Origin of the sequence: Arthrobacter globiformis, from assembly GCF_046536215.2 — a bacterium.
Classification (GTDB): domain Bacteria; phylum Actinomycetota; class Actinomycetes; order Actinomycetales; family Micrococcaceae; genus Arthrobacter; species Arthrobacter globiformis_E.
This window is the reverse complement of the sequence record NZ_CM143421.1, coordinates 2,661,638-2,674,104: the sequence shown is the minus strand read 5'-3', so window position 1 is coordinate 2,674,104 and position 12,467 is coordinate 2,661,638. Positions and strand designations below refer to the sequence as shown.

Here is a 12,467-nt window from a genome sequence, read left to right as displayed (position 1 = left end):
GGCGCGCTGCAAGGCACGTATGTTCTGATGGAGCGTATGGAGTCCACTGCAAGCCAGTCATCCGCCCCTGCCGAGGCCCTCATCAACTGGGACCTCGCCGCGTCCGCAGCAGCACGGCTGGCTCCGCCCGGCCCGTCCCTAACCGCCGCCGAGATCGGCGACGCCGTCTCCCAGCTCCGTCAGCTGGCGGACGCCTCCGTTCCGCACGTCCACCAGATCACAGGGCTGGAGGCCGCACGCGACCTCCGTGACTCATCAGTCCTGGTCGTGGACCGTGCCTCCTGGGCGAAAGCCAACACGCAGAGCTTCGCCGTGATGCTGAAACCCGCCATCGAAAAGATGCTCGAGAACCGGCGCGGCACCATCAGCCCCGGGGCCGCTTCCGTCAGCGGCGCCATCACCGGCAGCCAGCTCGGCGCCGTGCTCGCCTTCCTCTCCAGCAAGGTCCTGGGCCAGTACGATCCCTTTGCCGCCCTCGCCGAAGGATCGCAGGCGCCGTCCGGCGGCCGGCTGCTGCTCGTGGCGCCCAACATCATCGCCGTCGAGCGCGAGCTCAACGTGACCCCCGCGGATTTCCGGCTTTGGGTATGCCTGCACGAGCAGACGCACCGCGTACAGTTCGCTGCGGCACCATGGCTCCGGCACCACATGCTGAACGAGATCGACAACCTCAGCGGTCACCTGCTGGGTAACGTGGACTCCCTGATGGAACGCGCCTCAGCGGCCGCACGCTCGCTCAAGGACCGGGCCGCCTCCGGCTCCACTCCCGGCCGCGGAGCCATTCTGGACCTCCTGCAGGACCCCGAGGAGAAGGCCTCGCTGTCCCACCTCACGGCGGTCATGAGCCTGCTCGAGGGCCACGCCAACGTGGTGATGGACGCCGTGGACGCCAGCATCGTCCCGTCCGTGAAGACCATCCGGCAGCGGTTCAACGCCCGCGGCAAGGACCGGGGCGTGATCGAGAAGTTCATCCGCAGCCTGCTGGGACTCGACGCCAAGATGAAGCAGTACAGCGACGGCGCCAAGTTTGTCCGCGCCGTGGTGGACGTGGCCGGGATGGAGGGCTTCAACCGGGTCTGGGAGGCCCCGGCGAACCTGCCCACCGAAGAGGAGATCCACAACGCCAGGATCTGGCTCGACAGGATGGGTTTCTAGGTTTCCGTGCAGCACCTCCCCAACACTGCCGGCGGTACTTCCCCTGTTCCCGGCGGGCCCGTCCCTAGCGGAAGGCGGCGGCCGGGCCGGCTGGCGCCGGTCCTCGGCACGGCACGGAAAATGCTGCAGGATGCGCTGGCCGACGCCGGCTACCCCGAACGCGTCCTGGTGGCCTGCAGCGGCGGCCCCGACTCCCTGGCCCTGGCCGCTGTGGCCGCCTACTTCGCCCGGCGCGGCCACGTGGACGGCCGGCCGGTTTCCGTCGGCGCCGTGATTATTGACCACCAGTTGCAGCCAGGCTCCGCCGATGTTGCCGCGCGAACCGCAGGGACCCTCCGGGAACTCGGCTTGGACCCCGTGCAGGTCCGGACAGTGGACGTTGCCGCCACCGGTTTCGGGCCGGAAGCTGCAGCCCGCGATGCCCGCCATGCCGCACTCGAGGCCGCCGCAGGGGAGTGGGAAGCCGGCGCCATCCTCCTGGGGCACACCCTCGATGACCAGGCGGAGCAGGTGCTGCTGGGCCTGGCGCGGGGATCAGGCACCCGGTCCCTGGCCGGGATGCGGCCTGCGCGGGGGAAACTGCTGCGGCCGTTCCTTGGCCTGCGCAGGGAAGACACCCTAGAGATCTGCCGCGCGGAGGAGCTGGAGCCCTGGCACGACCCCAGCAACGCCGACCCGTCCTTCGCCCGTTCGCGGACCAGGGTGGAGGTCATGCCGGTGCTGGAGGACAAACTCGGTCCGGGGGTGGCCGAATCGCTGGCCCGCACGGCCGCCATCCTGCAGCTGGATGCCGACTATCTGGAGGACGTGGCCAACAGCACGTACGAGTCCCTGGTTGAGCACGACGGCCGGGACGCCAGCCTCCCGGAGGCTGCCCTGACTGACCTGGCCCCGGCCATCAGGTTCCGTGTGATCGCAAAGGCGGCTGCCGGCGTCGGCGGTCAACAGCCCAGCTATCAGCGCCTTTTGGCGGCGGAGGCACTGCTGCGGCGGAAGGGCTCGGCCGGTCCGGTGGAACTGCCCGGCGGGGTCAGCGTGTACCGCCTTTCGCTTGCCGAGCTGCAGGATCGGGAGCGTGCCCGGGGCGAAGGCGGGACGGAAGGCGTTCCCCGCGAGGCCGCCCGCTGTGGGAAGCTTGTATTCCGGCTTCATAAACCGTCCCGCAAATAGTCGCCCCCGCATCTACACAGGAGCAATTGGTGGATTCATCCGACGTCCAGGCAGACCTCAAGCACGTTCTCTACACCAAGGAACAGATCCAGCAACGCATCACCGAGCTCGCGGCCGAGATTGACAAGGACTACGAGGGCCGCGAGATCCTGATCGTGGGCGTGCTCAAGGGAGCCGTCATGGTCATGGCCGACCTGGCCCGGGCCCTGCACTCGCACATCTCCATGGACTGGATGGCTGTCTCCTCCTACGGCTCCGGCACCCAGTCCTCCGGCGTGGTGCGCATCCTCAAGGATCTCGACACGGACCTGATGGGCAAGGACGTGCTGATCGTCGAGGACATCATCGACTCCGGCCTCACCCTGTCGTGGCTGAAGACCAACCTCGAATCCCGCGGCACCGCGTCGGTGGAAATCTGCACCGCCTTCCGCAAGCCCACCGCCGCCAAGGTGGAGATCGACGTCAAGTACGTCGGCTACGACATCCCCAACGAGTTCGTGGTGGGCTACGGCCTGGACTACGCCGAGAAGTACCGCAACCTGGACTTCGTGGGCACCCTGGCCCCGCACGTCTACGAGTAGGCCTTCCGCTGCCCCGGCCGGCGCCGCATTTTTGCACCGCTTTCGGTGACCGCGCCGCCGTCGAGTCCTGAGAACACGGGCCCGACGGCGGCGCGCGCTGCTTAAAGCGGTGCAGAAATGTCCGGCAGGCCATCGGGTTAGCTCGGCAGGCCATTGGGTCAGCAGGGCATCCGCGGGGGAGTGGCGAGGGTCAGCCGGATCTGCGCCAGCATTTCCTCCGGCCGGTGCAGCACATCCTCGTAGAGGTAGCGCAACACCCGGTAGCCGGTGGCCGCGCCGACGTTGTTCCGCCGAATGTCCTTCTTGAACTGGGGCTTGCTCAGGTGGAATCCCACGCCGTCGATTTCGACGATCAGGCACCCGTTGAGCAGGAAATCCACATAGCCGATGCCCGCCAGGTAAACCTGCGTGCGCACTTCGAAGCCGTGCCGCCGGAACAGTACCCGGGCCACCGTTTCCAGCAGGGAATCCGATCCGCGTTCCACGAGGTCGAGTACCGCGCTCGCCCGGCCGTTCCGCGTTCCGGGGAGTAGCCTGCGAAGGAAATCCAGGTCGATGTCGCCGCGGCCAAAGGCACATTCCACCATGACCAGGGCCTCCAGTTCGGGAAGGCACTGCAGCGCGTGGACGAGGACATCCTTCAGCGGGAGAACCGGCGGATGAAGAGTGGAGATGTTGCCGCTGAACCTGTGCGGCAGGACGCGGCCCTCCAGCCTGCGGTGGCAGGCAGCGAGGTGCGGCTGGCCGGGAGTCCGCAGGGTCCAGAGTGCGTAGTGTTCCGCGGCGGAGATGCAGGTGACCGCGGCGTTGGCTTCGTAGGCGCGGACAAAGTTTTCGTTCGCCTGCGGCAACCGATAGATGCCGTGGCGGGGATTCTGCATGATCCCGGAGTCCACCGCCCGGCCAATCTGGCCCCTGGTGAATCCCGCCCGCCGCAGGTGCGCCAGCCTGGCCACACCTCCATGCCGTGCGAGGAAGTCCGTGGGCTGCATGTGGTCCAGCGTGCCGCCGCGGGGATGCATTCCGGCAGGCAGAGCCCCGCGTATGTGGATAACCGGTGCCGCGGAGAAGCTGTGGAGGGCCGGTGGCCGCCAGCCGGCCCTGCATTTCTGCACCACTTTGGCGGCAGCTCGAGGGGCCCGGCCCAGCAACGCCGCGGAGGGGTTTTCCGGGCAGCCTTGAAAGCGGTGCAGAAACGCCGGCCGCCGCCCGCCGGGGCCGCATCCACAGACGCATCCCCGGCCCGACCAGCCACTACGCCCTGAGGGAACTTTTGTATTACACCGTGCGTGAATTACTCCTGACGGTGTATAGCTAGAAGCGACGCAGCACCACACGCGCGCAGTCCTCGCGCCGTGCAGCACTACCAGGAGGGACGGGGCCAGCCCCCGAACAGATGAAAGCTAAGAGTTTCTTCAAGGGCCCGGGCATTTGGATCATTGTTGTGGTCGGCATGCTCCTGCTGGCCTTTGCAACGTTGGCTCCGGGCGGCTCGACGCGCATCGACACGCAGCCGGGCCTCGAGCTCCTCGCCCAGAGCGGCAAGGTGGAACAGGCCAAGATCTTCGACGGCGAAAACCGCGTCGACCTGGTGCTGAAAGACAACCTCGTCATCGACGGCCAGGACAAGGGCAAGAACGTCCAGTTCTTCTTCGTCAATGACCGCGGCCCCGACGTTGTCAAGGCCGTGACTGCTGCCAACCCCTCCAAGGGCTACACGGACCAGCCGGTGGAGAGCAACTGGCTCTCGGGACTCTTCTCGCTGCTGGTGCCGGTGCTGCTGCTCGGCGTCCTGTTCTGGTTCCTGCTGTCCCGCATGCAGGGCGGCGGCTCCAAGGTCATGCAGTTCGGCAAGTCCAAGGCCAAGATGGTCAGCAAGGACATGCCACAGGTAACCTTCGCCGACGTCGCCGGTGCAGACGAAGCCGTCGAGGAACTGCAGGAAATCAAGGAGTTCCTGCAGGAGCCCTCCAAGTTCCAGGCCGTCGGCGCCAAGATCCCCAAGGGCGTGCTGCTTTACGGCCCTCCGGGCACCGGCAAGACTCTCCTGGCCCGCGCCGTCGCAGGCGAGGCCGGCGTGCCGTTCTTCTCCATCTCGGGTTCTGACTTCGTGGAAATGTTCGTCGGTGTCGGTGCGTCCCGCGTCCGCGACCTCTTCGAACAGGCCAAGTCCAACTCGCCCGCCATCATCTTCGTCGACGAAATCGACGCCGTCGGCCGCCACCGCGGTGCCGGCGTGGGCGGCGGCAACGACGAACGCGAACAGACCCTCAACCAGCTGCTGGTTGAAATGGACGGCTTCGACGTCAAGACCAACGTCATCCTCATCGCGGCCACCAACCGCCCCGACGTGCTGGACCCCGCATTGCTGCGTCCCGGCCGCTTTGACCGCCAGGTCTCCGTGGAAGCCCCGGACCTGATCGGGCGCGACCAGATCCTCCAGGTCCACGCCAAGGGCAAGCCCATGGCCTCCAATGTGGACCTCAAGGCCGTGGCCAAGAAGACCCCCGGCTACACGGGTGCAGACCTGGCCAACGTGCTCAACGAGGCCGCTCTGCTGACCGCCCGCTCCAACGCCAACCTCATCGACGACCGCGCACTGGACGAGGCGATCGACCGCGTCATGGCCGGCCCGCAGAAGCGCAGCCGCGTCATGAAGGAACACGAGCGCAAGATCACCGCGTACCACGAGGGCGGCCACGCCCTGGTGGCAGCCGCGCTGCGGAACTCCGCCCCGGTCACCAAGATCACCATCCTGCCCCGCGGCCGCGCCCTGGGCTACACCATGGTGGTCCCGGAGAACGACAAGTACTCCGTCACCCGCAACGAGCTCCTGGACCAGATGGCCTACGCCATGGGCGGCCGCGTCGCCGAGGAAATCGTCTTCCACGATCCGTCCACCGGCGCCTCGAACGACATCGAGAAGGCCACCTCCACGGCCCGCCAGATGGTCACCCAGTACGGCATGAGCGAGCGCGTCGGCGCCGTGCGCCTGGGCCAGGGTGGCGGCGAGCCGTTCCTCGGCCGCGACGCCAGCCACGAGCGGAACTACTCCGACCAGATCGCCTACATCGTGGATGAAGAGGTCCGCCGCCTGATCGACCAGGCCCACGACGAGGCCTACGCCATCCTCACCGAAAACCGGGACGTCCTGGACCGCCTGGCCCTGGAACTCCTGGAACGCGAAACCCTCAACCAGGCCGAAATTGCCGACGTTTTCCGCGACATCCGCAAGCGCGACTTCCGCGAGGTCTGGCTGTCCAAGGAGACCCGCCCGGTCTCCACGGCCGGTCCGGTGGAAAGCCCGCAGGAGCGCGCTGAACGCGAAGCCCAGGAAGAAGCCAAGGAAGCCCGGCTCGAGGAACCACTGGATGCAATTCCGCCGCACCCGCAGGGTGTTCCGGAGGACGCCTCCTTTCAGGGCGGAGTAACGGAATCAGGTCCAGACGGTCACCACGGCTAAGCTCTTTGGTGTGACTCACTTCGACGACGACGACCTCACCGCCACCGCCGACCACTCGGCGGTGGACGGATCAGGCCACCACCACAAGGTGGACAGGCCCCGGATTGAAGCAGCCGTGCGGGAAATCCTGCTTGCCATAGGGGAGGACCCGGACCGGGGCGGGCTCCAGGACACGCCCAAGCGCGTGGCCAAGGCCTACGCCGAGGTGTTTGCCGGCCTACACCAGGATCCGGGCAGCGTGCTCGGCACCACCTTCGACCTCGACCACGAGGAACTCGTGCTGGTGAAGGACATCCCGTTCTACTCCACCTGCGAGCACCACCTGGTGCCGTTCCACGGCGTCGCGCACGTGGGGTACATCCCCTCGCACGACGGCAGGGTGACGGGCCTGAGCAAGCTGGCACGCCTGGTGGACATCTACGCCCGCCGCCCGCAGGTGCAGGAGCGCCTCACCACGCAGATCGTCGAAGCCCTGGTCACATTCCTCAAGCCGCGCGGAGCCATCGTGGTGGTGGAATGCGAACACATGTGCATGTCCATGCGCGGCATCCGCAAGCCCGGAGCCAAAACCGTCACAAGCGCGGTTCGCGGGCAACTTCATGACCCGGCCACCCGTGCCGAAGCCATGAGCCTCATACTCGGAAGGTAAAAAACAGACTATGGATTCCCTAGCTGCAGCACCTGGAACCGGCCCCGCAACCTCACCCCTGCCCATCCTGCGCAAACCGCGGCCGGCAGCCAAGTTCGAAGCCCTGCCCACAGACCGCACGCTCGTCATGGGCATCCTCAACGTCACCCCGGATTCGTTCAGCGACGGCGGCAAGCACGCGACGGCGGATACCGCCATCGCCGCCGGCCTCCGGATGTTCTACGCGGGAGCCGACATCATCGACGTCGGCGGCGAATCCACCCGCCCCGGCGCGGACGAGGTCAGCCCGGAGGAGGAACAGCGCCGGGTGGTGCCTGTCATCGAAGCCCTCGTGAAGGCCGGCGCCCTGGTCAGTATCGACACCACCCACGTCTCCACCGCCGAGGCCGCGCTGAACGCCGGCGCGGCGATCATCAATGACATCTCCGGCCTCAGCATCGAACCCGGCATGGCCGAGCTCGTGGCGAAAACCAAGGTGCCCTACGTCCTGACCCACCGCCGCGGCGACGCCAAGACCATGACCTCCCTGACGGAGTACGAGGACGTGGCCAACGACGTCGTCGCCGAACTGAACGGCGTCCGCGACAAGCTGTACGCGGCCGGCGTGCTGCCCGAGCAGATCATTGTGGACCCGGGCATCGGGTTCTCGAAGACTGACGTGCAGAACTGGGAACTGCTGCGGAACCTGGACCGGCTGGACGCCATGGGCCACAAGGTGCTGGTGGGCGCGTCCCGCAAGCGCTTCCTCGGCACGCTCCTGACGGTTTCCGGCAAGGCGGCGCTCCCGGAGGAGCGCGACGCCGCCACAGCCGCCATCACCGCCATCAGCGCCGCCCGGGGTGCGTGGGCCGTGCGCGTGCACGACGTCGGACCCAGCCTTGACGCCGTCAAGGTGGCCGCCCGCATGGCGGCCCCGGACCACGGCCACTGACCAGGAAAGGCCGAGCAGAACAGCCATGGACAGGATCTCGCTGACCGGTGTCACCGCCACCGGCTACCACGGGGTGTTCGATTTTGAGCGCCGCGAAGGCCAGCCGTTTGTGGTGGACGCCGTGCTGCACCTGGATTTCAGCCAGGCGGCAGAGTCGGATGACGTCCGCGACACCGCCCACTACGGCGAGGTGGCCGGACGGATCACCGACTGGATCACCGGCGAGCCGCTGAACCTGATCGAGGGACTGGCGGTGCGGATGGCCGAGGGCCTGCTCCAGGAATTCAAGGTCCAGGCAGTGGAGATCACGGTGCACAAACCGAAGGCACCCATCGAGGTTCCCTTCGGCGACGTCGCCGTCAGCGTCTACCGGGAGCGGTCATGACTCCGGCCCCCGCACTGCACGAGAAGCCGGTGCACGAGCAGCCGGCACCAGCGACGACGGGCTACACGCGGGCGGTGCTGGCACTGGGCAGCAACCTCGGCGCCCGGAACGAGACGCTGTCCGAGGCCGTGGCGGACCTTGTGGACCGTCCGGAGGTCCGGCTGCTGGCCGTGTCACCGATAGTGCAGACCAAGGCCGTCGGCGGCCCCACCGGGCAGCCGGACTTCCTCAACATGGTGATTTCGGTCGAAACGTCCCTGGCACCGCTGGAACTTCTCAAGCACTGCCAGTCGGTGGAGAACAAGCACCACCGGGTGCGTGAGGTCCACTGGGGCCCGCGCACGCTCGACGTCGACGTCATCGTCTACGGCGACATCGAGAGCGACGATCCTGTGCTCACGCTGCCGCACCCGTTTGCCGCGGTGCGCGCCTTCGTACTCTTCCCCTGGGCCCAGATGGACCCCGCGGCGACCCTGAACGGGCAGCCGGTGGCGGAGCTGGCCGCCAGGGCCGCCGACTTCCCGGACCTGAAGCCGTTCGACGGCTTCGGGGACTTCGACGGTGTGCCCGACGGCGGGACGGTGGAACAGCCGTGAAGCCCGTGAGTCCGCTGCTGCTCGCAGTCGTGGGCATTGCCCTGGCCATCGCCGGCTGGTCCGCCGCCGTCCTGACGGTCCGTTACGGCATGGCCACACCGGTCCTGCCGGCCACGGCCCTGGTCACCATGGGCATCATCGTGGCGCTGACCCTGGTGCTGGGCATCCGCGTGCTCCGCTGGCGGAACGGCAAGAAGAAGAAAATGCTGAACCCCATCCTGGCGGCGTGGACGCTGGTCCTTGCCCAGGCCTGCGCGTACACCGGCGCGATGCTGCTGGGCTGGCACGCCGGGATCTTCCTGGACCAGCTGCGGTTCTGGAGCATCCGCAGCGGGCTGGACGTCACCTGGCTCTCCCTCGGGATGGCCGGCGGCGGGCTGGTCATGATCGTGGTGGGGCTCGTCGTCGAACGCTTCTGCAAGATTCCGCCGGAGGACGGCGAGACGGAGGCCGGCGAAGGCCTGCCGGGCCACGGCCGGGGCAAGGCCAAGGGAGAAGGCGAGTATGCCTACCGCGGCGATTGATCCCCCCGGGATCACCTGGCTGCGCGTGTCCCCGAAGTACGTCACCGTCCGGCTCGTCGAGTGGGCGGTCGGCAACCTGGTCATGGTTGCCGTGCTGAGCCTGCCGCTGGTGTTCGTCCGGCTCGGCTGGTGGCGGTGGCCGCCGCTGTGGCTGGCGATCGGCATCCCCGCCTTCATGCTCCTGCTGGCGCTGTGGCGCCTGGTCCTGATCCCGCGGCAGGTGCGTGCCATCGGCTACGCCGAGCGCGACGACGACCTCCTCATCCGCGGCGGCATCTTCTTCCAACGCGTCATGGTGGTGCCGTACGGACGCATGCAGTACGTGGACATCAGCGCAGGCCCGGTGGAACGCGGGCTGGGGCTGTGCACCCTGAAGCTGCACACGGCCTCCGCCGGAACCAACGCCGGCATTCCCGGCCTTCCGGCGGCGGAAGGCGCCCGGCTCAGGGAACAGCTCTCGGCACGCGGCGAAGCCAGGCTGGCCGGGCTGTGAGCGCCGGCGGCGCTTCCGGAAAGCCCGACGGCGAGTGGCTGCGTGTGCACCCGGCCACGCCTTTCGTGCGGGGCTGGGTAGCTCTTGCCGCCATCGGCTACTTCTTCGGGCGCGACAGCTTTGAACGGCTGCTGCAGGGCCAGCCGCTGATCGATGACCGCATCGCCGGCCGCGCGCCGTGGCTCCTGGGCGGCGGGGCGCTGATGCTGGTGCTGGCGGTCCTCGGCTTCATCCTGTCCTGGTACTTCACCCGCTACCAGGTGGCGGAAGGCTACGTCAGGGTCAACACCGGCTTCCTGTTCAAGCAGCAGCGGCAAGCCCGGCTGGACCGCGTCCAGGCCATCGACATCGTCCAGCCCCTGCTCGCCAGGATCTTCGGCCTGGCGGAGCTCAAGTTCGAGGTCGCCGACGCCGGCGAGTCCGCCGTCCGGCTGGCTTACCTGCGCATCGACGACGCCCGCCAGCTTCGTGCCACCATCCTTGCCCGCGCGTCGGGAGTCCGGATGGACCCCGGGCACCCCGAAGCAGCCGCCCCCGAGGCGCCGGAGCAGCAGGTGCTGCAGGTCCCGCCGTCGCGCCTTTTCGGTTCGCTCCTGCTCAGTGAGCAGAGCGTCTTTGTGGTCCTTGGCGCCGCGGCATCGGTGATGATGTCAGCGCTCACCGAGAACAGGGCCTTTTTCCTGTACCTGATTCCCGCGGCGCTCGGCCTCATGGCGGCCTACTGGAACTCGTTCACCAAGGGCTACAACTTCACGGCGGCCATTTCCCCGGACGGCATCCGGCTCCGCTACGGGCTGCTCGACACCCAGGCGCAGACACTGCCGCCGGGCCGGATCCAGGCGCTGAAGGTGGCGCAGCCGCCGCTGTGGCGGCTCTTCGGCTGGTACCGGATGCAGGTCAACGCCGCCGGCTATGGGGCCGCCGGGGTGAACAACGGCGAGGCCGGCGCCCGCACCACGCTCTTGCCCGTGGGGAAGATGGACGACGTCCTGAATATGATGGCCCTCGTGCTGCCTGACCCGGGAACGGCCGATCCGCTGCGCGTCTTCCACCAGGGCGTGAACGGCCTGGATTCCGACGCCGGATTCGTCACCACGCCGCGCCGGGCACGGCTGCTCGCACCGCTGGGCTGGCGTCGCAACGCTTTCGCGGCCACGGACACCGCGCTGCTCATGCGCTCCGGCCGCTGGTGGCGGCAGCTGGTGGTGGTGCCGCACCAGCGGACCCAGTCGATTGCGATGCAGCAGGGGCCCCTCGCCCGCTGGTTCGGGCTGGCCGACCTCGTGCTGCACACCACCGCGGGCCCGGTGGCGCCGCGCGTGATCCAGGCGGACATCCGGGAGGCGCAGGCACTCTTTGACGCCCAGGCAGCCCGCGCCCGCGCAGCCCGGCGGCGGCAGACCAGCGAACAGTGGCTGGCCCAGGTGGCCCCGGCCCTGTCCCCGGCGGTTGAGCCCGCCCCGCCGGTTCAGCCCGTCGAAACTGAGCCGGCCCGGCTGGTTGAGCATGCCGAAAACGGGCCCGCCGGCCTCGACCAACATCCAACCCCAGCACCCCAACAGGAAGGCCAGCAACGTGGCTAAGCCAGGACGCCTCGGCGTCGGAATCATCGGCGCCGGCAAGGTGGGCGCCGTCCTCGGTGCGGCGCTCCGCGCGGCCGAGCACGCCGTCGTCGGGGTTTCCGCCGTGTCCGACGCGAGCCGGGAACGGGCCGAAACGCTGCTGCCCGGCGTTCCCGTCCTGGAGATCCAGGACATCGTGGAACGCTCGGAACTGGTGCTGCTGGCCGTTCCGGATGACGCCCTCGCCGGGCTCGTGGAGGGGCTCGCCAAGCTCGGTGCGTGGCAGCCCGGCCAGCTCGTGGCGCACACGTCGGGCCGGTTCGGCGTCGGCGTGCTGTATCCGGTCCGGGCGGCCGGTGCCGTGCCGCTGGCCCTGCACCCGGCCATGACCTTCACCGGCATGAGCCTGGACCTGACCCGGCTGCTGGACTGCACGTTCGGGGTCACGGCGGACGCCGCCATGCTCCCCATCGCCCAGGCGCTCGTCGTCGAGATGGGGGCCGAACCGGTGGTGATCGCCGAGGGCGACCGGACGATCTACCACGCCGCCCTTGCCCACGGTTCGAACCATTTGGTCACCCTCGTGGCGCAGGCGTCCCAGCTGCTGGCCGAGGTGGGTGTCGAGTTTCCGGACCGCATGCTCGGGCCGCTGCTTCGTGCCACGTTGGAGAATGCGCTCGCCTCCGGGGAGTCGGCCCTGACGGGCCCGGTGGCGCGCGGGGACGCCGGAACCGTGGAGGCGCATGCCCGGGCGCTGCGGGAGCACGACGCCGGAACCGGCGGCGACGTGCTCGCGGCGTACCTCGCCATGGCCCGGGCCACGGCCAGACGGGCTGAAGGTCGGGGCCTGCTGAAGCCGGATCAGGCGGACAATATTCGTATCGCACTTGAGGGCACGGGCGAGGATGGCACCGATGACGGCCGCTGATGGAAACGGCCGCAGGGCCAAGAAGGGGAC

General features: G+C 68.4%; 13 protein-coding genes. 12 read left to right on the top strand and 1 reads right to left on the bottom strand.

Annotated elements, in window-relative coordinates; translation table 11 throughout:
• Positions 1-36 precede the first annotated feature (36 nt).
• From R5O87_RS11995 to hpt, 3 genes are all read left to right on the top strand, one after another.
• Positions 37-1,155, top strand: coding sequence for a zinc-dependent metalloprotease (locus tag R5O87_RS11995; protein WP_410554133.1), 1,119 nt, complete (start codon positions 37-39; stop codon positions 1,153-1,155).
• A 120-nt stretch (positions 1,156-1,275) separates the two neighbouring features.
• Positions 1,276-2,325 (top strand): tRNA lysidine(34) synthetase TilS, encoded by a 1,050-nt coding sequence (gene tilS / locus R5O87_RS11990; protein WP_410554132.1) that lies wholly within the window; start codon positions 1,276-1,278, stop codon positions 2,323-2,325.
• A gap of 29 nt (positions 2,326-2,354) precedes the next feature.
• Positions 2,355-2,906 carry a hypoxanthine phosphoribosyltransferase gene (gene hpt / locus R5O87_RS11985; RefSeq protein WP_410554131.1) on the top strand — a complete coding sequence of 184 codons (552 nt, stop codon included), beginning with the start codon at positions 2,355-2,357 and terminating at the stop codon, positions 2,904-2,906.
• 158 nt (positions 2,907-3,064) lie between these two features.
• On the opposite strand, the gene R5O87_RS11980 is transcribed toward hpt, so the two are convergent.
• Entirely contained in the window at positions 3,065-3,928 is an 864-nt protein-coding gene (locus R5O87_RS11980; RefSeq protein ID WP_410554130.1) for a DUF559 domain-containing protein, read from the bottom strand.
• 374 nt (positions 3,929-4,302) lie between these two features.
• Here R5O87_RS11980 and ftsH point away from each other — a divergent pair, with 374 nt between their 5' ends.
• Genes ftsH through R5O87_RS11935 form a run of 9 tightly spaced genes read left to right on the top strand, consistent with a single transcriptional unit; the run spans position 4,303 to position 12,437 of the window.
• Positions 4,303-6,369, top strand: coding sequence for an ATP-dependent zinc metalloprotease FtsH (gene ftsH / locus R5O87_RS11975; protein WP_410554129.1), 2,067 nt, complete (start codon positions 4,303-4,305; stop codon positions 6,367-6,369).
• Between the two features lie 10 nt (positions 6,370-6,379).
• On the top strand, positions 6,380-7,018 hold the full coding sequence (gene folE, locus R5O87_RS11970) for a GTP cyclohydrolase I FolE (RefSeq protein WP_410554127.1): 639 nt from the start codon (positions 6,380-6,382) through the stop codon (positions 7,016-7,018).
• Positions 7,019-7,028: 10 nt separating this feature from the next.
• On the top strand, positions 7,029-7,949 hold the full coding sequence (gene folP / locus R5O87_RS11965; RefSeq protein ID WP_410554125.1) for a dihydropteroate synthase: 921 nt from the start codon (positions 7,029-7,031) through the stop codon (positions 7,947-7,949).
• 25 nt (positions 7,950-7,974) lie between these two features.
• Positions 7,975-8,334 (top strand): dihydroneopterin aldolase, encoded by a 360-nt coding sequence (folB, locus tag R5O87_RS11960; protein ID WP_410554124.1) that lies wholly within the window; start codon positions 7,975-7,977, stop codon positions 8,332-8,334.
• Positions 8,331-8,930: a 2-amino-4-hydroxy-6-hydroxymethyldihydropteridine diphosphokinase gene (gene folK / locus R5O87_RS11955; RefSeq protein ID WP_410554123.1), complete on the top strand. Its 600-nt coding sequence runs from the start codon at positions 8,331-8,333 to the stop codon at positions 8,928-8,930. Before folB ends, folK begins: the two co-directional genes overlap by 4 nt.
• Positions 8,927-9,454 (top strand): DUF3180 domain-containing protein, encoded by a 528-nt coding sequence (locus tag R5O87_RS11950; RefSeq protein WP_410554122.1) that lies wholly within the window; start codon positions 8,927-8,929, stop codon positions 9,452-9,454. Before folK ends, R5O87_RS11950 begins: the two co-directional genes overlap by 4 nt.
• Positions 9,435-9,947 (top strand): PH domain-containing protein, encoded by a 513-nt coding sequence (locus R5O87_RS11945; protein ID WP_410554121.1) that lies wholly within the window; start codon positions 9,435-9,437, stop codon positions 9,945-9,947. The genes R5O87_RS11950 and R5O87_RS11945 overlap by 20 nt, the downstream gene beginning before the upstream one ends.
• Positions 9,944-11,530 (top strand): PH domain-containing protein, encoded by a 1,587-nt coding sequence (locus R5O87_RS11940; RefSeq protein ID WP_410554120.1) that lies wholly within the window; start codon positions 9,944-9,946, stop codon positions 11,528-11,530. Before R5O87_RS11945 ends, R5O87_RS11940 begins: the two co-directional genes overlap by 4 nt.
• Positions 11,523-12,437: a Rossmann-like and DUF2520 domain-containing protein gene (locus R5O87_RS11935; protein ID WP_410554119.1), complete on the top strand. Its 915-nt coding sequence runs from the start codon at positions 11,523-11,525 to the stop codon at positions 12,435-12,437. Before R5O87_RS11940 ends, R5O87_RS11935 begins: the two co-directional genes overlap by 8 nt.
• Positions 12,438-12,467 lie beyond the last annotated feature (30 nt).